Source organism: Vibrio sp. D404a (assembly GCF_030248535.1).
Classification (GTDB): Bacteria; Pseudomonadota; Gammaproteobacteria; order Enterobacterales; family Vibrionaceae; genus Vibrio.
Genome location: NZ_JAHGAJ010000028.1, coordinates 73446 through 95516, shown reverse-complemented (window position 1 = coordinate 95516; position 22071 = coordinate 73446). Strand labels below are relative to the sequence as shown.

Below are 22071 nucleotides of genomic sequence, written 5' to 3'. Positions count from 1 at the left end.
TATTAATAAGTTGTTTTTTTGATTCTATGTTAATCAATTATTTAACTTTAGGTAATACACACTAAATATAATTTTGATTCCACCACTCCAATTAATGGAATAGCATACCCAAAAGGAGTATAGTCATTTCTCTTTTTGATTATTATGGTCGAATCCAATGCCGAAGCGCAGCAAAGAAGATACTCTTATCACAGTCAATTTAATTCTTGATACCGCCACACATCAATTACTGACAATGGGCTACGATAAGATGTCTTATACCACACTCAGTCAGGCGACAAAAATATCCCGAACAGGCATCAGCCATCACTTTCCTAAAAAGACAGACTTCCTACTGGCTCTTCAAGGGCGCTTTCTTACTGTCATTATCGATCAGCTCAATCTCACTAAGGGGCTAGTTGAGCTAGAAACCAGTTGGCGAAAAGCACTTTTCAACCAAGACTTTGTTGCTGTACTTCGCTTAACGTTCCATCACTCCGTAGTCCATCAAGGTGGCGAGGCGTTCTCTGGTCAACTGATGCACTCCGTTATTGCTGTGATTAACCATCGCATGAATACCGATGCCACCAAAAGCGTCGAGCGTTTGTTTGGCGTTAGCCTTATTCAAATCGCTGCGCGTTGATTTGCACAAATTCACCACAATGATGCCAACCCTTTTTGATAAAAGTGTCATAGATTAACGACTCAATTTTTTAAAACTTTTAGGCGATTCAGAGCATTTTCTTGATTTAACTCAGACAATCTACCGCCTACTTGGCGTTATATTGAATTTCCTGTTCCTACAGGCCACTATTTCAGATGAAAAAGTGGTCAATATAATGAGAGTTAACAATGACCCAAATTAATGAGCAACGTTTAGTTGAACACTTTTGTGATCTAGTAAAAATTGACAGTGAATCACGTAACGAAAAAGCAATCGCAGAAGCACTTGCTGAGCAGTTAGGCGAGCTTGGTTTTCAAGTTCACAAACTGCCTGTTCCAGAAGAAGTCTCTAACGGCTTCAACATCTATGCACGCTTAGAGGGCTCACTAGAAGGCAGCACTGTATTTAGCTGCCACATGGATACCGTAACACCGGGTATTGGTATTGAGCCTATCATCGAAGACGGCATCATCCGCTCTAAAGGTAATACAATCCTTGGTGGTGACGACAAGTCGGGTATCGCTGCGATCATGGAAGCTGTGCGCTGCATTAAAGCTGAAGGTCGTGAACACCAAACCATCGAGATTGCATTCACAGTGTATGAAGAAGGCGGTCTATTTGGTTCACTGAACTTTGACATGTCTTTCATCCAATCAGACAACGCGATTGTACTAGATACAGGCGGTCCAATTGGCACAATCGTGAATGCAGCTCCGGGCCAACAAAAGATTGTCGCTAAGATCAAAGGCCGTCCTGCGCACGCTGGTTTAGCACCAGAAGAAGGCATTAGCGCTATTCAAGTTGCGGCTGACGCAATCACTAAGATGAATTTGCTACGTATCGACGAAGAAACGACGGCAAACATCGGTATTGTTAAAGGCGGACAAGCAACAAACATCGTAATGCCTGAACTAACAGTGGTTGCAGAAGCTCGCTCATTGAACGGCGACAAACTAACTAATCAAGTTGACCACATGATCTCTACATTCGAAGAGAGTGCTAAGCAGTTCGGTGCTGAAGTTGAAATCGAATCCACTCGCGCATACGATGCCTTCGTTATTGCCGACGATCACCCGCACATTCTTTCAATCAAGTCAGCATTCGACAAGTTAGGCATTACGGCCGCGACCAAAGGTACAGGTGGCGGTAGCGACGCAAACAACTTCAATGCAAAAGGGCTAACAACAGTTAACCTTTCAACTGGCATGGCGAAAGTACATACGACTGAAGAGTACATCGCAGTTAAAGACATGGTATCAATCACTGAGTTCGTGATTACTTACGTAACGCAGTAAAATAGACCAAAATCAACAAAGCCAAGCATCGTTGCTTGGCTTTTTGCTATCTAGAAAACGTAGCGCTGAGTTATTTGGGAGAAGCTTCCACTTTTACCATAATATCAAACGCTTCTTTGATATCTTTAGCGGCTACTCGGTTCCCCTTCTCTAGCTGAGTGAAGACAACGTTCAAAAAATCATTCTGACTAAATCGTCCTTCATTGTTCGCATATCTCTTCAGGTATGAGTCTTTTAGCTGCTCTGCTTTGGTTCTATTCTTGGAGTTAGCAATAAACACAACGATCGCTATAGCGATAGCTAAGGCAAGAATATACAACATTAAATTTCCTTTCTTGGTTTGATTTCAGACTCTAAATAAACAATTGAGCATAATATCAATACTTACAGTATGGATTCTTTATAAGATGCTCGAAGTGTGCATTCGCACCAGTTTTCGAGCGTTTATGTGCTCTTAATCTTTGACCACAATCATCACAAATGAAGTGTGTCTTATGACGTACCTCTAATGCCTCATCGATGGTTATGGGTTGGTTGTCGCTAGCATTTATTGCGGTGAATATGTTCTTAGTCGTCCTTTGGGCTTTCTTACTGCTTGTACGAGAATGGTCTATCAATTGACTGCTACTGATTGTTAGGGGACCAAACAGTGCGGTTTCTATCGTTATCATATTTCACCCATAAAAAGAGGCACATAGAACCTTTAACGCTCTACTTCGGTGAAGGTGTAGTATCCATATTGCTTTCGAGACTCTCCATTATTTATAGAAAGAAAGAGACTCTTTTATATCAATGAGAGAGTAAATACAAATAAATCAACAGGTTACATTCGACTATAAAGGAGTCTAATTTAGGGAAGATATGCTCAACAAAGCAAGAAATGACAAAGCCAAGCGTAACGGCTTGGCTTTAGTATCTGAATAGAATTTTAGTATTTGAATGGAACTTTGTTATTTGGATAGAGCTTTAAGAACCTAAGACAGCAGCTTAGAAGCCTCGCCTTTTCCAAAACTGACCTTCATCTTTGGCTACGAGATCAAAGGTTTTATCTGCGATCACTTTACCCTTTAACTCGACAGTCATGCGCCACTTACCGATTTTGTTATCGATAGGCTCCCAGATTGTGTCACCAAGATAGAAGTCCCAGTCGTTACTGCCGACATACTCTTCACCATCAAAAGGTTCAAGCACCTCTCCTTTTTCGGTAGTGATATTTGGGTGATAAATACAGTAGCGAATTTTCTCACCTTTGGCTTTCTTGATGTTAAGGATATAGCCAAACTCCACATCAATCTCAGCCTCTACCCTATTGGTAAACTCCTGAATCTTTGGTAGATCTTTCGATCGCGAATCCCAAGTGGAGTAAATACCATAAGAAGTCATATCCACGACTACAGAACGCTTTGCCATTGTTCAATTAACCCTTTAACTGTTTTTGTCTATGTTCTTACAAGACGAGATTTTCGATGAGCTGGCGTGGTGCTGGCGAAATTACTGTTCTTGCCAATCTTTCCTCATTCGTTCAACAACAGACTCAGGCACCCCGTGAATGTTGCCATACTGTTCACGGCACACCTCTATCACAAGTTCTGCACCATGTTTACGTGCCATTTTTCGATACGCTTTCATTTCCCACTGTTTGACAAACGTGTTCGAGACCACCACATCAAGCCCTTGTTTTAAGGCCTCTTCCGCACGCTTTTGACACCACGCATGCGCTTGCGGAAGTAAAACCGGATCGAAACAGTAGACACCTTGGTCATTTACAAAATACATATCGGCTTCCACATGGAAAGCATCCAGAGATTTTGCTCTCGTCGATTTACCAGAACCGGGTAAGCCTCGAATTAAGATAAGTTTCAAACTTTTACTCACCCTTAGCTAAAAATAACGCGAAAGCAGAATGTTAACGTATCTGAGGCCAGAATCATAAACCTAGATCACTAAGCGCTAATTTATGTTTCAACGACCAACACATGTTTGCTCAACCGCTTCAATACTGACTCCTTAACAACAGTCCTGTTTAGGTGCTTTGTAGATTCAATAACGAAATATTTACAAAGGTGCGTTTTGTATGTCGACAAGCGTCACAATATATTATAGATTCAGAAGTATAGACGTCTAAATATCTAGCTTAGGGAGAAAGCTGTGCCTATCCGCATTCCAGACCAATTGCCAGCGAGCGATGTTCTTCGCGAAGAAAACATCTTTGTTATGCCGCTATCAAGAGCATCGACACAGGAAATCCGTCCACTTCGAGTCTTGATCCTCAACCTAATGCCAAAGAAGATTGAAACTGAAACTCAATTCTTGCGCCTACTATCGAACAGCCCACTGCAAGTCGATGTAGAACTATTACGCATTGATGACCGACCAAGTAAAAACACACCGACTGAGCACCTTGATAACTTTTATCGCCAGTTTGAGATGGTCAAGAACCGCAACTTTGATGGACTGATCATCACTGGTGCGCCGTTAGGGTTAGTGCAATTTGAAGATGTGATCTACTGGGACCACCTAAAGACCATCATGGAGTGGGCAAACAAGCACGTGACTTCTACTCTTTACGTATGTTGGGCTGCTCAAGCGGGCTTGAAACTGCTGTACGACCTACCGAAAAGAACGCGTAAAGAGAAGTTGTCTGGTGTTTACCATCATGAGATCCATAACCCATACCATCCGATCCTGCGAGGGTTTGATGATACCTTCTTGGCTCCACACTCTCGCTATGCCGACTTCTCACCGGAATACCTATCGGACCATACTGACCTTGATATTCTAGCAACGTCAGATGTTGCGGGGGTTTACCTGGCCGCGACTAAAGACAAGCGAAACGTGTTCGTTACTGGTCATCCAGAATATGATGCACATACGCTGCATAATGAATACGTACGAGACCTCGGTGAAGGTATGGAGCCCGTTATTCCAATCAACTATTACCCGAACAATAATCCAGACAACAAGCCTGTTGCGAGCTGGCGTAGCCACGGTCATCTATTGTTTTCGAACTGGCTAAACTATTGTGTTTACCAACAAACACCATACGATCTGGAACATTTCAGCGAAGAGAACTTCACCAAAGACGACTAACTCCGTTAATTCGATCTTCAAGTCACATCATTCGTGCGAGCCGTTTGTCATCACTCGATTTGGAGTCGGTAACAAATGGCTTTTTTATGGTGGGTGAGTCGCATTACCTCACCTTTTTGCCATTTAAATTAACGACTTCTCATATCATGAACAGGCATCGAGAAGGAGCCCGTTAATGCCCTCATCCAAGTTATTACATTCATTCATTACTACTCTCGCCATCTTAGTTTCGGGCTGTGTTTCCGTTACAGAGGGAGACACCAAAAAGGTCGACTCTGACCCCGTTTCAATGTCTGAATCTAGGATTGCGCTTGGCTTAGGATATATGGAACAACAAAACATGGTTCGTGCACGAGAAAACCTCGAACTCGCGATTCAACATGCACCAGACTACTACCGTGCTCGGCTCTCTATGGCCCATTATTATGAACAAGTGGGTGAAGTGGATGAAGCGAGGTCTGCGTACCGAAAAGCGCTAAGCCTAGACTCAAGAAACGGCAATGTTCTCAATAACTACGGTACGTTTTTGTGTAAGCAAGGCGAGTATGAACAGGCCGATAAGTACTTTAATCGCGCCATTGACCAGCCCTATTACTACTTAGTATCCGCCAGTTATGAGAATGCGGCTTTTTGCGCATTTAAGGCAGGTAATACTGAACGAGCCAAGTACTACTTCACGCGTGCGATTGACCATGACCCGAACCGAGTAAAGTCGATATTACAACTATCTAAAATTGAAGTAAGTGAAGCCGATTACAATGATGCGAGGCTTCGTCTGTTTAAATTCCACCAGCGATATGGTTATCAAATACCATCACTTCAAATATTAATCGACCTTGAAAGGAAAGCGGGCAATCACGCGCTTGAGAAGAAGTACCAAAGCAAATTGGATGAATTGATCTCTGCTTAACTAAATCTGATAAAAAACGGGCTTGTTGAATGAACAACAAGCCCGTTTTAATTTAAGGAAGTTAACGATACTTTCTCGTTTTGCAGTGTGAGCCGTTATTTAAGTGCGATCCACTCTTGTCTTTGCTCGTTGTCCATAAATGTCCATGCTACAAAGCGGCTCACTTTCTGGCCTTGAGACATCTCTATGACTTTCACTTGTTTCGCTTTAAGCTTTCCAAGTTCAGAGCGAAGCATATCGACGTTGTCTTTCTTTGAAATCAATGTTGTGAACCACAGTACTTGCGTAGCAAACAATTGGCTCTCACGTGCCATCTTCATGATGAATGCCGCTTCACCACCTGGACACCATAACTCCGCTTTTTGGCCACCAAAGTTTAAAGTTGGCTTATTTTGCTTGGCTTTTTTCGATTCAGGTTTGAACGTTTGACCCGCTTTCTTAGCTCGATTTGCCGCTAGGTTATCTAATTTACGCTGTGTCCCCTTTTCCGCTTCTTCTAGAGAGCTGTGGAATGGAGGGTTACAAATAGTGACATCGTAACGTTCATTATCTTTTATCACACCCTTAAAGATAGATTCAGAGTCCGCTTGCAAACGTGCTTTAACCTTACCCTTTAAATTAACGTTACTTTCAGCAATGAAATTCGCGGCTTTCACCGACACAGGGTCAACATCACTACCCGTGCAACGCCATTTGTATTCCGTGGCGCCGATAATTGGGTAGATACAGTTCGCACCAACACCGATGTCTAACGCTTTCACTGATTGATGATTATAAGGTTCGCCCTGACCATCGCTATTAAGGATGTCTGCCACTCTGTGAATGTAGTCCGCTCGACCAGGAATCGGCGGGCACAAGTATCCAGCCGGAATATCCCAGTGCTTAACACCATAGTGATGCGACAATAACGCTTTGTTCAGTAGTTTAACCGCCAATGGATCAGAGAAATTGATCGTATCTTCGCCTACTGGGTTCTTAACTAAGTGCGCTTTTAACTCTGGTAAAGCCGCGACCAATAGATCGAAGTCGTAACGCCCTGTGTGTTGGTTTCTTGGGTGTAAACCCGCTACTGGCTTTACGGTATTCTTATTGCGTTGTGTACCACCAGCACGCTTCGAGCCAGAAGACTTGTGCGAACCATTCGACCTTTTCGGTGCGTTATTAGAAGTGCCTTTTTTAAAAGGAGCTTTGCCCTTCCCGCCTTTGTTGTTGCTTGGTTTACCAGAAGCTCGCTTGGCTTTGTTCTGTCCAGCCGCTTTTGAATCCGCACTGTTACGGTTTGTATCAGAAGCACTGTTTTTTGATAGGCTTAGCGTGGTTCTTTTTTGTGATTGGCTCATTAGGCTACTTCTTTAAGTCTAGATAAATCATGAACAAACGGGCATCTAACTCTAATTGATGATATTCCGGTTCCATGTGACAGCATAGTTGGTAAAAGGCTTTGTCGTGGTCTTTCTCTTTGATGTGCGCAAGTTCATGTACCACCAACATTCTCAACAAAGGTTCTGGGGCATTACGAAACACACTGGCGATACGAATCTCGTTCTTCGATTTGATCTTACCACCGTGGTTCTTGGCGACATAAGAGTGCAAACCTAATGCATTGTTGATTAGGTGAATCTTGCCATCATAAATCACTTTACTGATGGGTGGTGTTTTCTTCATATAGCGATTTTTAATCGCGATCGCATAATCAAACAGGGCTTTCTCGCTCTTTATTTCGTGATTCTTTGGATAGCGAGATTCAAACCATGGCACCAATTTACCTGACTCAACAAGCTGAGTAACAGGATCGATAATGTGTTTAGGATAGCCTTGAATATAGCGTAATGAAGGATGCATGCTGAAAGACCGTACAGGTTGCGTCACAGCAATTCGTTGCGACGTCGAAAATTGAGCCGCATAGTGTAACTGATCACACTTTTCTAATCACCCTAGATTCGCTACACTTTGCTCAGATCCATCAAGAGAGAAGCAAAATGAAACGTGTTGTACTGTACGTAGCGGATAAATGCCCACACTGTAAAGATGCTCAACGCTACCTAGACTCAAAGAAGATCACCTACCGACTGACGAACGCGAAAGCACACATCTCGTAACGGGGGAATAAAATGAAACGACTAGTATTATATGTAAAAGACAAATGCCCTCATTGCAAAGATGCTCAACGCTACCTTGATGAGAAAGCCTACAAGTACAGGATGACAAATGCAAAAATGCAAAGAGGGAGAAAAGAACTAGACGCTATTGGTGCTAGATCACTACCAGTACTAAAAATCGGTGACCAGATAATGATCGGTTGGAACCCAAAGAATTTTGAAAAATTATATAAAGGAGGCTAAACAGCCCCTTTATATAATGAAAAAACCAAGCCTGAAACTAAATTAAAGATCAATTTTCATGCGCTGTAATCGAGCGACTGATTTTTGATTTACACGCTTCGTTGTTTCTTCGTTTGTTTCGAAATTGTAATAGTATTCATCAATCATATCGTGATTGTGGCTATCATAATCGATTACTTCAAACATGATTTCATTATCAGAAACAATTTGTGAACGTTCGAATGCTTCAAACCAATTATCTTGGTTGGTGTATTCGTGTTTAGTGAACTGTTCAATTTCAGTATCAAACTTGATTACTGTTTTACCATCTGAACAAAAGATTGCTTTTTGCCCACCAAGAACAATTGCAGCATGTTCCGAAAGTTCATAAGGAAACTCCACTTCATCAATTGAACCTAATGTGTGGCGGTAAACTTCACATGAACCACGCATTTCATAGCCGTTACGGATCAACGAGCCATCGAAATAATAATTATGAGGAATGAGTTTGTTTATTACATTACCTTGAACAACCTCACCATCAATCAATTCAAGTTCAATGAAAAGATTAGAGTTTACGTTAGAAGTTGTATCCGTTAGAACAACGGAGTCTTCGTAAATTGAGATGCTGTGTTGTTGTTCAACGTTAAATTTATGTTCAACACCATCACGAATCCAACTACTATGACCACCAAGTGCGTCAGAGTAACTAACGATGATGTCACCATTTGATAATGTCCCAACAACTCGACCCGATTCTTCAGGAAGGTGCTCTGTTACTGGTTTCAATTCAAATATTTGTGCATCTTCATTGTATACAGTCACGTGGTCAATCATCATTCCTAGGCGTGCTTCTTCATCAATTAGGGTTGATACCTCAAAGATCATACTCTCAATGCTGTTATACGAAGATGTGTATTCAACCGATGAACGAAATTGTTCTTTAGTCGGCTGGTTCTTCTCATAGTACGGCTCGCCATCCAAGTAAATTGGTGTTAGTTCACCAGTTTCTTTATTTTGGATTAACGTTGCTTCGCCAAGTGTTACTTTCTTACCATAAGCACGAACAGTAATTTTGTTAACCATGATTACTGCATACTTAGTGTTGATGTCTACCATTTCCGTAACATCAGGTGAGAGTACTGTTTGAAAGTTATCACCAGTGAACGAAATGTTTTTTTGAGCGTTATCACCACGATATACCAACTTGCTATCAATTGTTTGCATCGATTGCATACCAGCTTCAGGTGTACTCATGTGGGTTACTGCGACAGCAGAAGGGGCAGGTTCTGAAGAGGAACTACCAGAACCACCACAGCCCGCCAGAGAGGAGGATACAAGAAACAAGGTTATTAGATTACTTTTCATAATTAACGTCTTTTCCCTAACAAGAAAACAGCTAGGTGCTTTCTTTATTAGATAGTTTAATTCTAGCAACTCCATGCTTCATATTCCCAACGCCCACCATTTACAGTCATGCGTACTGAAACAGATTACAGTCATTTGTAACTGATTACAAGTGTGGGTGAAAAGTGCATATGAAATGAGACAGGGAGGAAATGCCAGTCAGCTTAACTGACTGGCATTACGCGAAATGCGGGCTTTGTTGTGCAAGTAACACAAAAATTAGAAAGTCTCAGAGTTGAATTAGCCTTTGATTTTAAAAACGGCGTTACATTTAACGCACTTGTATTTCGCTTTGATCCCCAAAACCTTATCAAAAAAAGTTCTGTGCACTCTTACAACTTGTTGTTCTTTACATTTACATTTCATAAAACTCAGAATACCATACCGTCAATAATTTGATTATACGTACCCCATACTTAAAGTAAACGCGCTTTACATTTTGTTGCATAAATACAATAGATAAAGCGAGCAAAGTCACATTAAAAATCGATATTTTTAGTGACACTCTGCCCAGTTTTTGCGATTAGATTTAAGTTAATAAGGTGAAACAACACCACATCCCGAATTTTAAAACTTAAGCTGTCTGATTATTGACACTCCCATTTAACTAAACGTATTGCTTAATAAACTCAATAAACGTTCGATCTGCCTTCGATAAATACCCTTCTTTGCGCCACGCGAGTGATAGGTTTAACTTCACTGGTTCGCTAAATGGGATACCAACGACATCCGACTCATACTCTGTGACTAAGCTGAGTAATGCGGTGATTGCAAACTCTTGTTTTACGATAGAGAGAATCATGGGTAATAGGTTTGTTTCAAACGCGATGCTCATATCAAGATCATATTGTTTGCGGACGTGATCAATAAAATCTCGATGAAAGTAGCCCGACTTAAACATTATCAAATCTTGTTCAAAGAACTGCTCAAAAGTCAGACTGCTCTGCGTTGCCAACGGGTGATCTTTACCGACCACAGCCATCATTTCCGAAGCCAACAAATGGTCAGTTTCTAAGTCATCAGGCACATTTTCATGGTTGATAACGCCAATATCGAGCTCACCATTGAGAAGCATCTCTCGAATGGAGGCTGTACCGGCATCTATTAGTGTAATTTTGAGATTAGGGAATCGGCTCTTGAATGCCATTACGACTCTTGGAAAGAAGTAACTGCCCATCATGCTCGGAGCGCCTAACCGAACCTCTCCCTTTTCCAACCCCTTGAGTTCATCCATCGCTAACTGTGCATCATCAAACTGCTGACCGATTCGCTTGGCATGCTCATAAAGCACTTTGCCCTCTTCCGTTAACGTGACCTGCTTTTCTCCCCGTCGAAACAAAGTTAGCTCAAGCATTTGTTCCAGTTTCTTGATTGAAATACTCAATGCCGGTTGCGCAATATGGAGCGAGCGAGCCGCTTGGGTAAAGTTGCCATGGTCAGCGACCGCTAAGAAATGACGCAGAGATTTTGATTCAAGCATGCGATATACAAAATATATTGAGGTGATATTTTTAATATATTTCTTTTATTAAGGTTGAGTTGCTACCTTGTTCACAAGTTGGTAAATATTTAGAACAAGGTTACGCTCATGTTTGATGCTGGTACACCGCAATACAAGAACATCACACGATCTTTGGCGATTGGCTCGTTCATTATTTTCTGCAATCTGTACGTGTTTCAGCCCATTCTTCCACATATGGCCGAGGTCTTCTCCGTAAGTGAAACCCAGGTGAACTGGTTGTTTGCTGCCACCACGCTCGGTTTATCTGTTAGCTTAGTACCTTGGGCTATCGCATCTGAAAGTTTTGGTCGTAAACCGATTATTTTGCTTAGCCTATTTCTGATCCCTCTAGTCGGGCTTTCCATGGTATACACAACCACTCTATGGCAGTTGGTCGCGGCTCGCGCTGTTATGGGAGTTGCTGTCGCTGCATTTGCAGGGGTTGCCGTCGCCTATATGGTTGAAGAACTTACCCCAAAGGCATTTGCCATCGCTATCGGTGGATACATTGCCGCTAACTCCTTAGGGGGAATTTCTGGGCGTGTAGTGGGTGGGCTTATCACCGATTATTTTGATTGGCGCGCCGCTGTCATCTTCTTTGTCGTCAGCTCTTTTATCGGTGCGCTATATATTGCTTGGAAGCTCCCTAACCAACATGGGTTCAAACCGCAAAAAGGACTCTTCTTTCACCATAATCGAGCCGTAGTGACTCATCTTAAGAACCCAACATTGTGGACAGCCATGCTCATCGGTGGTGCGAACTTCGCGTTGTTCGTTAACTTATATTCGGTTATGGGCTTCCGTTTGGTGGCGGAGCCCCACTCTCTCGCCGTTAGTTTAGCATCCTTGATCTTTCTCTGTTATCTAGCTGGGACCATCAGTTCGAAGTTTTCCAGCCGTTGGACACAACGATTCGACCCGTTAGCCGGTATTGCTCTGGGTACTTGCATCAGTTTATTGGGCATGCTCATTTCCGCCGTCGAGCAGATCCCTTTTATGATCGCTGGGCTGTTGTTAATTAGCTTTGGGGCTTTTTTCGCCCATACACTTGCGTATGCATGGGTGAGTCAGAAAGCGACCAAAGCGAAAGCCACCGCGACTGCTCTCTATTTAGTGCATTACTACATAGGTGGAAGTTTGGGTGGTTTCTTACTGCTGTACTGTTGGCAACATTTTGGTTGGAACGGTGTAATGTTAGGCGGTTCGCTGCTTTACGGTTTGATTTTTATCTGGCTATATCAACTACATCACCACCGCGAAGCCAAACCAGCGATGACTCAGGCTCAAATCTAGCCTCCAAACAAAGGAGTTTGTTCGCTAAAGAGCTATTTGTTCGCGAGAGAACTAACAGAAGGATAAATTAGGGTTTTGATTACGGGCGTTTTTGTTATGCTACGCAAAAAATTATTCGGAGCAAGTCATGTCAAACCCACCTTCAACCGATCTGCAGGTCATTCATGACCAAGTTCAGCAGTGGCTCAATGATGTTGTAATTGGACTCAATCTCTGCCCATTTGCAGCAAAACCTCAACGCAACAAACAGATTAAGATCTTCGTCAGCGAAGCGACAACCGAAGAGACGTTGTTAGAAGATATCATGACGCACTTTGTCGAGCTGGATAACACAGCGCCAGAAGAGTTAGAGACCACGCTGGTTGTCGTCCCAAACATGCTGCAAGACTTCTTTGATTACAATATGTTTATCGATTGGATTGAAGCGCTGATAAAACAGCAAGATTGGGAAGGGATCTACCAAGTTGCGACGTTCCACCCTGATTACTGCTTTGGTGGTGCAGACCCAGAAGACGATGAGAACCTAACAAACCGATCGCCTTACCCGGTCTACCACCTGATTCGTGAAGAGAGCATGGAAAAAGTGCTGAAACACTATCCAAACCCTGAGGCGATCCCAGATACGAATATCGCACGCGTAGAATCATTGACGCCAGAAGAGCGACGTAAACTGTTCCCTTATCTATTTGGTGCTAGCTAACACACGCTTTCTGTGAAGGCATGACGAATGGGCGAGATACGAATTGGTCTCGCCCATTTTCTTTTGCGATATAGAGACATTCATCTGCAACCTTAATCAAGTTGTCTAACGTCGACATCCGATTGAGTTGATTCCCTTCAGTCGCCAGTTTGAAATGGCAAACGCCTGCGGAGATAGTCACAGGCTCCCTGTCCAAAGTGATGTTTTTTACCGCTCTCAGTAATTCTGTCAGGCGGTGTTCTGCATATTCTGGGGTGACTTGTGGGTAACAGACAATAAATTCTTCTCCACCAAAACGAGCCGAAATCCCACTCTCATCGGTATTCTGTTTGAGCACATTGGCGATTTTCTTTAGTACATCATCACCGATTTGGTGTCCGTAGTTATCGTTCACTTTTTTAAAGTGGTCGATATCGATCACAGCAATACTGCCGATACCCTCACCGGCTCTTAGCTTCTCGACTTCAGCATTGAGTTTTTTAAACAGGCAGCGACGATTAGGCAATCCTGTCAATGGATCGTAAAGCGCCTGATATTCAAGCTTCTCATTTAGCTGCTGCAGGCGTTGTTCTTGAGCACGTCGCACCAACTCGACTTCAATCCAAGACGCCATCAGCTTCATGACATCGATATCCATCTCTTTGAACTTTCGATAATAAGGCTTTGGGCTAGAGAAATTTAACGTGCCGTAGATTTCATTATCAACATAAATAGGAATGCCAATATAAGACTCCAAGCCAAAGGCTTGATAAGCGGGATGGGTCGCATAGACATCGTGCGTCCCGCAATGCTCTATAGAGATAGGGCCACTGGCGCGACAAGTGATCTCACAATATGTGGCGTGATAATCGAACGAATCACCTTGCGAAAGTGGTACCCCTTCTGGAGTTACACAGTGTTGTACTGTGTATTTATCTCCCTCGACTTTAGAAAGGATGCCAATGTCTAATTCAAAACGTTGTAAGCCCATCTGTAAAAGCTGTACGATCTGCTCTTCAAATCCCTTTTTGTAGTCATTGGTGATTTGATACAAGCGTCGAATAACAATTTCGCTTTCGCTGGCTCTATTCATAAATCGATTCTCTACTCCAGTAGATGGCCTCATCTTAGCCATTCCTCATATGGATGAGTAAAAGACAAAAGCTAATAATATACAAATACTTTTATAGCATTCAGAGACATTGATACGAAGAATATAAGTTAGGCTCTCTGTGTTACGAATAGCGCCACACCCTCAGCTTTGCTAAAATACCTCCCTACCAAATACAAATGGATAGGAATATGACCCTTTCTCAACTAAACCAAACCATCTTCGATCACCTTTACCGCGATATTAAAGAGTTCCGTAGCACCTTCGACCTTCCTGTTGCTGCACCAGGAACAATGGACGACAAAGGCGACACTCTACACACTTCTCTGGCTATCGAAGAGCTGACTGAACTTGCTGAATCAGATTCAAAAACAGAACAAGCCGATGCAATCGTAGACAGCGTCTATGTATTAATGGGTCGTTTAGTCCACATGGGCCAAGACAAAGTTGAAGACAACCTAGCGATCAGCTACCTAATTGATCTTCTATTAAACGTTGCTAAGAACCGCGCAATTGAGTTCCTACCATGCTGGGACGAAGTACACTCTAGCAACATGAGCAAGGTGTGCCGCAACGAGAAAGAGTATGCGGAAACAGAAGCGTTCTACGCAGAGCAGAACATCAAATTGATGGCTGTTCAAAAAGGTGACTACATCATTGCAAAATGTGCTGAAGACTTCGTCTCAGAAGAGAAAACCATTCGCCAAGGTAAGGTTCTTAAGTCGGTTTACTACCGCCCAGCAGATCTTGCGCCACTAACGGCTTAATTACTTGTTAGATTATTAGCTTAAGCCACTTGTAAGAACAAAAATAAAAGCGCCTCAGGTTTCTAATCTGAGGCGCTTTTTTTATCGCGGACTAACTGCATTCGTTTAAGTTGATCATCAATAAAGTAGAATATTTACTTTAGCTAGTCTTAATTCTGGCCATATGATAGACCGCAACATATTCGCCATCACGAAATGCAAATGCCGCTGACTCGCCTTCAATTTGAAATCCAAACTTCTTATACAGATTGATCGCTTGTTCGTTGTCGGTATACACCGTCAATTCTAGGCGCTTAATGTTAATCCAGTTATCACAAAGATCGACGGCAGTTTGCAATAACGCGCTACCAACACCTTTACCTGCATAGTTATCCTTAACACCCATACCTAAAGAGGCAACGTGTCGACGTCTCGGGTTAACACAGACCTCTAAGCCAAGGTTTCCAATGACTTCACCTTGGTACAACGCGACGTAAGAATAGACATGCTCTGGAACATGGGTGAGACGCTTCTCCCAGAGGTCAAGCGAAGGGTGTGGGAGTTGCAGGGTGCCACGAAACGCGTTTGGGCACTCAAAGATCTCTTTAACACTTCTTGCATCACTCGGTTCTGTGCGTCTTACTTTTATTTCCATTTCATTTCCTTCTTAGTTCATGTTGTTTTATCACTCTAATTACTGTTCCTTTCACAGTAACAAAAAAGCGTTAAATAACAACAGCCCAGAAGAAAAATAATTAAATTAATAAGTTAGGCAGTAAAAGCCTCTATTTTGAGGGTTTTATCAACAAAAGAAGTTAGACGCGCCAAATAACGCGCTGTTTTAGGTAAAGAATGGCGTTATTGAAACAGTAAGTAAGTATCGTCGTCGACAGAGATGCTTTTAATCTGCGTCTTAAATACCTGCTCAAGCTGCTGCGGAACCATCACTTCTTGTGCACGACCAATATGTTGAAGTACCCCTTTGTCCAACAACAAGACTTGATCAGCGTGCCTTAACGTTCGATTCAAATCGTGGTTCGCCATCAACACGGAAATACCTTGCGCGGCCACTCGTTCAATCAACTTATAAAGCAGAGCTTCCTGTCCTATGTCGAGTGGTGCAGCAGGCTCATCCAAGATCAACAGCTTGGAGTAAGGGTTGAGCGAAGGCCAGATTTGTAAACACATTCCCGCTAATCGTACGCGTTGCCACTCACCACCAGAGAGAGTTTGAATGGAGCGATGTAGCTTGTCGCTTATCTCCAGCATATTACTGATTTCATTGAGTACCTGCGTAACCAAGCCACCGTCTTTTGCAGAACCTTGGGTCTCAGCAGAGCTTGGCAGTGACAGAGCAAGAAACTGAAACACTTCAAGATTGAAAGCTGGCCTCGCACTCTGACTCAAATAAGCGCGCTGAATGGACAAGTCTTGCAGGGTAAAGCTAGACAGCGGCTTATCACCAAGCACAACGTCTCCCGTATAGCTGTCACCAATACCAGATATCGCTTCCAACAGCGTACTTTTACCGCTGCCATTTGGGCCAATCACATGAGTGATCTGCCCCGGCTTAAGATCAAACGAGAGAGGAAGCAGCCTTGAACCAACACTTAAGCTTTTAATTTGAATCATGATTCTTCACCAACATCCAAATAAAGATTGGCGCACCAATCGTAGTTGTCATAACACCTAGCGGCAATTCAGCAGAATCAAGTAGTGTACGAGCGCAGATATCTGCAAACACCAATAGAGCAGCGCCAGATACTGCCGAGAGTGGAAGCAGATATCGGTTGTCAGTGCCTATCGCAAGGCGTAATAAGTGCGGGACAACTAAGCCGACAAAGCTGATAACCCCACCAAGAGCGACAGCACAACCGACAAGGATCGAGACAGCGAAAATCAGACGCCACCGCAGCGCGGGTACGTTGATTCCAAGCTGCGCAGCATGCACTTCCCCTATCATCAACTTATCAAGCTTCCTGCCTTGTAGGCACAGCCAGATAACGACTGGGATCATCACCAAGGTTAGCGAGTGCTGATACCACGCAACACCACCAAGACTGCCCATGAGCCAGTACATAAGCTGCCTTAGGCTAAGGTCATCACTGAAGTAGAATGCCCATGTCACCATAGCTCCGGATAAGATGCCGAGTGCCACACCAATCAACAAGAGTTTTGCGGTGGTCAAGCGCATGGCTCGCACCATACCCACCAGCAGTAAAGTAAAACAGAGCGACCCAACGATAGCTGCAATCATAAACAGCTCTGGTGTTGGTGCGAACGGTAAGAAGAACAGGACGACAACCATAGCAAGGCTAGCACCACCGGAAATACCTAAGACTCCGGGCTCAGCCAGTACGTTGCCCAAAAGTACCTGTAGGCTCGCTCCAGATACCGCTAACGCAGCGCCAATGGCAATGGCTGCCAATAGACGTGGCAATCTTAAATCGACAAGTAGCTTTTCTTCGAGTGGAGAGAGCGTATTCAACGGGGAAATAAAGAGATCGCCGACCATCAGATAGATGCCGCTAAGAACGAACAGCACGGCGATCATCAGATAAATCGCACGGGTCCAGCGTCGTTGTTTTTGTTGAATAAGGTGTTGGAAATCCATATCAAGCTACTTTAACTAAGTTCGCGTAACCTTACCTGTATCCCCAAATAAACACAAGGTTCACAATCGCTTGCGAACCTTGTTATATCAATCGGTTGACGTGAATTATCGCTGTCGATTAATCGTAAACCAGTTGTCCATGATCAAAGCGAGTTTCAACCTCACAAACCATCAATGCCGCTCGTTGCCCAATCGCCACATGACGGTTTGGGAACACCACAGCCTCATTCTCATTCTTAGCCATCAGTGGCTTATCGCCATCGTGACCAAAAACTTCACCGTGTTTAAAGGCGGTAAAGTTCTCCACCGAGTCTGAGAACATAAAATCAAAATCATCATGTAGACGCACAATGGTACGGCTCACACGATAAGTGATGGTCTTTTTCGGTAGGTGTTCAGGAATCGCTTCTGCAATCAGGTTACGCATCGCAAGATCGAATGCTGTCAGCTTATCTAACTGGTTTTCGCCAACTCGTGCTACTTGTCCCAATTCCATCGTCAAAGCTTGAGCTTCAAAGTTCTCGGCACTGTACCAACTGAAAGTGCTCGAAGGTGAGTTAGAGAGCAGCAGTGCTTCAACATGCGCACTATTGATGAACTCGATCAGCTCTTGCCCACGAACAGGGTGACGAACTTTAGGGCTCACTGCAAACGAGTAGTGTTTAGATAAACGAATAGCGCAGTGAAGGTCCAAGTGCCAACGCGTCGCTGGATCAGTGTCTTGGTAGAACTCTGTCACCAAATACTTGAGCTTTTTCGCAATCTCACTTTCGCGATTGCTTTCATACTCTTTGTCATCAAACAAACGGTTCATGTTCACGTCAAGAAAACGTGTATGAGCGTTAGTCGCTTCAGGGTGAGCGATGATGAAAAGACAACGAGCGTTTACTTTTTGGAAACCTGTTTCAATGTCTTCGACTAGCTTATCAACCAGCTCCATTGGTGCGGTTTCATCACCATGAACGCCCGTCGAGAAAATGATGTTTTTTGTCTGTTGATCGTAGTTCGCGGGAATAACTTCAAAAACACCACGTTGATGAACTTTTAGTTGTACTCCGTTACTTAGTACGGTTTGTCCTGCAAGCACTTCTTGTTCAAGATCTAGGCTGTCCAAAAGAAATGATTGGCGAAAGAGAGATTTCGTCATGCGCTACTCCTTAATTGCACGGCCGTATGTTAATAAATTGTACAAAGAAATTGTGTTGCTATGATCGCACTTATCAACAGAAACTCCGTTATCACTCACAAATACTGCCCATAAATAGTTGTATTGGCCCTGTCTATAGCAGGGAGAATTAAACCTTACGAGGTTTTTAAGCTATATCAATCAGATAAGAGCCGTGTAAGCTAACACAGCTCTTATTGAGTATGAACCGATTAAGATCAATTAATCTTCCTGATTGAGTAATCTTTCAAACTCGTCAATTTGCGCAGAAACCATGTCGATACTCTGCTGCCAGAAATCCGCTTCTTTCAGATCCATACCAAGGTGTTTAGCAACAACATCTTCTGCCATCATGCTGCCGGTGTCGCGAAGCAGCGATACATAATCACCATAGAAACTCTCGCCCTTCACATCGCGCTGTGCGTACACGCCCTTGCTGAACAGGTAACCAAACAGATATGGATAGTTGTAGAAGCTTACCTGAGCAATACTGAAGTGAAGCTTACTCGCCCAGAAGTAAGGGTCGGCTTCGCTCATTGCATCGCCGTACCACTCTTTCCAAGTTTTCTCCATTAACTCACACAGTTGCTTGGCAGTAAGTTCGCCTTTTTCGCGCTGCTCATAGAAAGATTTTTCAAACTCAAAGCGCACTGGGATATTGATCATCAGAGCCAATGAAGAAGAGAGCTCTTCCCAAAGCATTTCTAGTTTCTCGTCGCGAGTTTGTGCTTGTTGCAACAGATGGTCGCGAACAATATTCTCTGCAAAAATCGACGCCGTTTCTGCCAAGGTCATCGGGTAGCGAGTTTGACACAGTGGCATGTCACGCATTACCCAGTTGTGGAACGCATGGCCTAGCTCATGAGCCAATGTCATAAGGTCTGAACGGCTACCACTCCAAGTCATAAATACCAATGGTGAACGCGTCGCAGCAAACTTGGTACAGTAAGCACCCAGACGTTTATTTGGCGCAGGCGCAGCATCAATCCAGCCATTCTCGACCATTAGATCAACGAACTGAGCCATCTCAGGGTTCACTTCTGCAAAAGCCGTCTTAATCACATCGATGGCTTCATCAAATGGATAAACCTTAGATTCTGCCTCACCAAGCGGTGGCATTGCTGCAAGGTGGTTCCAAGGCTTCATTTCGTCGAGGCCGTGAACTCTTGCCATTAATAAGCCTGCCTTTTGCCCCACGGTGCGATTGGCTTTCGCTGTCGCCATCATGGTGTCTAAGGTCTCAGGAACGATGCGGCTGCCATGTAAGCTTGGCGCTAAAAAATGCACATCGCAGATTTTCGAGCGTTTCTTGTTCTCAGTCAGACGCCAACCTGCCAATGCGTTCAAGATCGACGCAAAGGATTCTTGATGTGTTGCCATCGCACTTTGTACCGCGCGCCATGCAGGCTCTTGTTTATCAAACTCACTGCCATAGAGAAGGCTCGCCGCTTGTGAGAAACCAAGCTCTTCGTCTTCGCCTTTCAACTTCAGCGACAGTTTCAATGAACCGGTCAAGTTGTCGTAAAGACGTCCCCAGCCGTCACGACCATCAACTTCCATCGCTGCTAGTAGCTGTTCTTCAGCAACACTCAGGCGTGTAGCCGCAAGCTTGCGAGAGCTTTCAATAGCAAAACCTTGGCCTGCAACGTCTGGGCTCGCGTGGTCTAACACCTTAGTAATAAACTCAACATCGGCATGAACCAGAGTGTCTTCATAAGGGCTAAAGGCTTGAGACATTTCAGAGTTCAATTTCGCCACTCGGCCTAATAATTGTTTCGCTTCGGTATGGGTTGCATCCACAGATGCGTGACAGTTAGCGAAAGTGTGAATGGTTCCGAGTAGCGTGCCTGCGGCTTCAGATGTTTGAATCGCATTCTGCATCGCGATGACCGTGTCACGCTTCTCTACATGCAGGTAAAGCAGTTCGATACACTGCTCGATCAATTCGATATCTTGTTCAATCTTTGAATCGTCTAATCCGCGATATGCAATGCTCAAATCCCAACTTGGCGTTGTCATGAGTTCTGTCCTTATTCTGTGCGATGTTCTATCGATAAAATGGTAAAAATTGATTTCCCAGTGCTCACTGGTTGGTGTATTTGAGGCCTAAGAGCGGCTGCCCAATCACCTTCACACTGATGTAATTATTGTCTGTTTGTGTGATTTGAATGTGTGTCAGAGACGCATTACCTATCGCTAAGTTGGAATAGAGCGTCGGCTTTTTCCAATCCATGTCGAGGCAATGCGCCAAAATCACTCGGATTACGCCACCATGCGTAACCAGCAATGTATTGTCATGGGCGCTACTGATAAGTTGCGACCAACCTTGAATAACGCGTTGGTGGAACGACTGTAAACTTTCCGCTCCAGTTAATTGGTGACTTGCCGGATCTTGCCAAAACGACTCCAAACTCTCCCACTGTTCACTGAGGAGATCGAATGGAACGCCATCGACATCACCGAAGTTCATCTCCTGCAATTCACTGATGCTGTCTAACGGCAGCAATTGTGTAGTGGCGACTCGAACGGCTAAATCATGACAGCGGCGCAGCGGTGAAGTTGCAACCGCATTAAGCCTGATCGGAAGCGCGGTGATCGACGCACAAATTTGGTCTTGAAGTGCATCGTCCACCAACACGTCAGCGTGGCCATTCAACGCTGCCTCGCCGAGTACTTTGCCGTGGCGAACGAGATAAATATGCTTGGTGCGTATCTTATTCAATGTTAATCCGCTAGCCTTAGTTTTTGAGAACCATGGGTAAGCCCGCAGCGATGAAAGTCACTTGGTTTGCCACTTTCGCGAGGGCTTGGTTCATTCTGCCAGCATTGTCGACAAATAAACGAGACACTTGCCCCATAGGAACAACCCCTAGCCCAACTTCATTGGACACCATTGTGATGTTGGCAGGGCTAGCTTCGACCGCCTCAACAAGCTCCTGAATCCACAGCTCGACTTGCTCATTGGTCGCCTGCTCACCAAGCTCATAAATAACGTTGTTGAGCCACAGTGTTAAGCAATCAACCAAGGCAACATCAGATTCGTTTAAATCACGCAGCATCTTAGCAAGTTCCAGTGGTGCTTCGTGCTCATTCCACTGTTCATCACGTCTCTGCTGATGGTGCTTGATACGTGCTTCCATCTCTGGGTCGAAACTGATTGCGGTGGCGATATAATGCAGTTTACGTTTGCTGGTATTTGCTTGTTCAATAACCTGTTTCTCAGCAAAGCTGGACTTGCCCGAGCGTGCACCGCCTAGAATCAAATGCGTTGTTTTTTCATGCTTTGTCATTCAGGA

General features: G+C 43.9%; 22 protein-coding genes and 1 pseudogene. 8 read left to right on the top strand and 15 right to left on the bottom strand.

Annotated features, from left to right (window positions below):
- Positions 1-157 precede the first annotated feature (157 nt).
- Complete coding sequence (locus KI655_RS17530; protein WP_285352404.1) at positions 158-622, top strand: TetR/AcrR family transcriptional regulator; 465 nt, start codon at positions 158-160, stop codon at positions 620-622.
- 209 nt (positions 623-831) lie between these two features.
- The gene (locus KI655_RS17525; RefSeq protein ID WP_285407532.1) at positions 832-1938 is read left to right on the top strand and encodes a M20/M25/M40 family metallo-hydrolase; all 1107 of its coding nucleotides are present in this window, start codon (positions 832-834) and stop codon (positions 1936-1938) included.
- A 70-nt stretch (positions 1939-2008) separates the two neighbouring features.
- Here KI655_RS17525 and KI655_RS17520 read toward each other — a convergent pair whose 3' ends face one another.
- The 3 genes from KI655_RS17520 to KI655_RS17510 form a co-directional block, all read right to left on the bottom strand.
- Positions 2009-2260, bottom strand: a complete 252-nt coding sequence (locus tag KI655_RS17520) for a hypothetical protein (protein ID WP_285407531.1) — start codon at positions 2258-2260, stop codon at positions 2009-2011.
- Positions 2261-2925: 665 nt separating this feature from the next.
- Complete coding sequence (locus KI655_RS17515) at positions 2926-3348, bottom strand: DUF3859 domain-containing protein (protein ID WP_285407530.1); 423 nt, start codon at positions 3346-3348, stop codon at positions 2926-2928.
- An 81-nt stretch (positions 3349-3429) separates the two neighbouring features.
- Positions 3430-3801 (bottom strand): ATP-binding protein, encoded by a 372-nt coding sequence (locus tag KI655_RS17510; protein WP_285407529.1) that lies wholly within the window; start codon positions 3799-3801, stop codon positions 3430-3432.
- A gap of 285 nt (positions 3802-4086) precedes the next feature.
- Here KI655_RS17510 and metA point away from each other — a divergent pair, with 285 nt between their 5' ends.
- Together metA and pilW are read left to right on the top strand one after the other, a co-directional pair.
- Entirely contained in the window at positions 4087-5028 is a 942-nt protein-coding gene (gene metA, locus KI655_RS17505) for a homoserine O-succinyltransferase (protein WP_285407528.1), read from the top strand.
- Between the two features lie 175 nt (positions 5029-5203).
- Positions 5204-5938, top strand: coding sequence for a type IV pilus biogenesis/stability protein PilW (gene pilW / locus KI655_RS17500; protein WP_285407526.1), 735 nt, complete (start codon positions 5204-5206; stop codon positions 5936-5938).
- 95 nt (positions 5939-6033) lie between these two features.
- Here pilW and rlmF read toward each other — a convergent pair whose 3' ends face one another.
- On the bottom strand, positions 6034-7278 hold the full coding sequence (gene rlmF / locus KI655_RS17495; protein WP_285407525.1) for a 23S rRNA (adenine(1618)-N(6))-methyltransferase RlmF: 1245 nt from the start codon (positions 7276-7278) through the stop codon (positions 6034-6036).
- A 4-nt stretch (positions 7279-7282) separates the two neighbouring features.
- On the bottom strand, positions 7283-7780 hold the full coding sequence (locus KI655_RS17490; protein ID WP_285407523.1) for a M48 family metallopeptidase: 498 nt from the start codon (positions 7778-7780) through the stop codon (positions 7283-7285).
- Positions 7781-7917: 137 nt separating this feature from the next.
- Between KI655_RS17490 and KI655_RS24190 the strand changes: the two are divergent.
- Positions 7918-8280 (top strand): annotated as a pseudogene (locus KI655_RS24190) (glutaredoxin domain-containing protein).
- Between the two features lie 42 nt (positions 8281-8322).
- Here KI655_RS24190 and KI655_RS17475 read toward each other — a convergent pair.
- Both KI655_RS17475 and KI655_RS17470 read right to left on the bottom strand, forming a co-directional pair.
- The gene (locus KI655_RS17475) at positions 8323-9627 is read right to left on the bottom strand and encodes a hypothetical protein (protein WP_285407520.1); all 1305 of its coding nucleotides are present in this window, start codon (positions 9625-9627) and stop codon (positions 8323-8325) included.
- Between the two features lie 646 nt (positions 9628-10273).
- Positions 10274-11146, bottom strand: a complete 873-nt coding sequence (locus KI655_RS17470) for a LysR family transcriptional regulator (RefSeq protein WP_285407518.1) — start codon at positions 11144-11146, stop codon at positions 10274-10276.
- A gap of 108 nt (positions 11147-11254) precedes the next feature.
- Here KI655_RS17470 and KI655_RS17465 point away from each other — a divergent pair, with 108 nt between their 5' ends.
- The gene (locus tag KI655_RS17465; protein ID WP_285407516.1) at positions 11255-12460 is read left to right on the top strand and encodes an MFS transporter; all 1206 of its coding nucleotides are present in this window, start codon (positions 11255-11257) and stop codon (positions 12458-12460) included.
- Positions 12461-12587: 127 nt separating this feature from the next.
- Positions 12588-13160 carry a DUF1415 domain-containing protein gene (locus KI655_RS17460; RefSeq protein ID WP_285407514.1) on the top strand — a complete coding sequence of 191 codons (573 nt, stop codon included), beginning with the start codon at positions 12588-12590 and terminating at the stop codon, positions 13158-13160.
- Here the strand turns inward: KI655_RS17460 and KI655_RS17455 are convergent.
- Positions 13153-14232, bottom strand: coding sequence for a diguanylate cyclase domain-containing protein (locus KI655_RS17455; RefSeq protein ID WP_285407512.1), 1080 nt, complete (start codon positions 14230-14232; stop codon positions 13153-13155). The genes KI655_RS17460 and KI655_RS17455 overlap by 8 nt on opposite strands.
- 209 nt (positions 14233-14441) lie before the next feature.
- On the opposite strand from KI655_RS17455, the gene KI655_RS17450 reads away from it, so the two are divergent.
- On the top strand, positions 14442-15017 hold the full coding sequence (locus KI655_RS17450) for a nucleoside triphosphate pyrophosphohydrolase family protein (RefSeq protein ID WP_285407510.1): 576 nt from the start codon (positions 14442-14444) through the stop codon (positions 15015-15017).
- 139 nt (positions 15018-15156) lie between these two features.
- On the opposite strand, the gene KI655_RS17445 is transcribed toward KI655_RS17450, so the two are convergent.
- The 7 genes from KI655_RS17445 to cobU form a co-directional block, all read right to left on the bottom strand.
- Positions 15157-15651 carry a GNAT family N-acetyltransferase gene (locus tag KI655_RS17445; RefSeq protein WP_285407509.1) on the bottom strand — a complete coding sequence of 165 codons (495 nt, stop codon included), beginning with the start codon at positions 15649-15651 and terminating at the stop codon, positions 15157-15159.
- A gap of 203 nt (positions 15652-15854) precedes the next feature.
- The gene (btuD, locus tag KI655_RS17440) at positions 15855-16628 is read right to left on the bottom strand and encodes a vitamin B12 ABC transporter ATP-binding protein BtuD (RefSeq protein WP_285407508.1); all 774 of its coding nucleotides are present in this window, start codon (positions 16626-16628) and stop codon (positions 15855-15857) included.
- Positions 16615-17610, bottom strand: a complete 996-nt coding sequence (btuC, locus tag KI655_RS17435) for a vitamin B12 ABC transporter permease BtuC (RefSeq protein ID WP_285407507.1) — start codon at positions 17608-17610, stop codon at positions 16615-16617. The genes btuD and btuC overlap by 14 nt, the downstream gene beginning before the upstream one ends.
- Positions 17611-17728: 118 nt before the next feature.
- Positions 17729-18757: a succinylglutamate desuccinylase gene (locus tag KI655_RS17430; protein ID WP_285407505.1), complete on the bottom strand. Its 1029-nt coding sequence runs from the start codon at positions 18755-18757 to the stop codon at positions 17729-17731.
- Positions 18758-18997: 240 nt separating this feature from the next.
- Positions 18998-20794, bottom strand: coding sequence for a M3 family oligoendopeptidase (locus KI655_RS17425; RefSeq protein WP_285407503.1), 1797 nt, complete (start codon positions 20792-20794; stop codon positions 18998-19000).
- 64 nt (positions 20795-20858) lie between these two features.
- Positions 20859-21497 carry a histidine phosphatase family protein gene (locus tag KI655_RS17420; RefSeq protein ID WP_285407502.1) on the bottom strand — a complete coding sequence of 213 codons (639 nt, stop codon included), beginning with the start codon at positions 21495-21497 and terminating at the stop codon, positions 20859-20861.
- A 16-nt stretch (positions 21498-21513) separates the two neighbouring features.
- Positions 21514-22065, bottom strand: coding sequence for a bifunctional adenosylcobinamide kinase/adenosylcobinamide-phosphate guanylyltransferase (gene cobU / locus KI655_RS17415; RefSeq protein ID WP_285407500.1), 552 nt, complete (start codon positions 22063-22065; stop codon positions 21514-21516).
- Between the last annotated feature and the right edge of the window lie 6 nt (positions 22066-22071).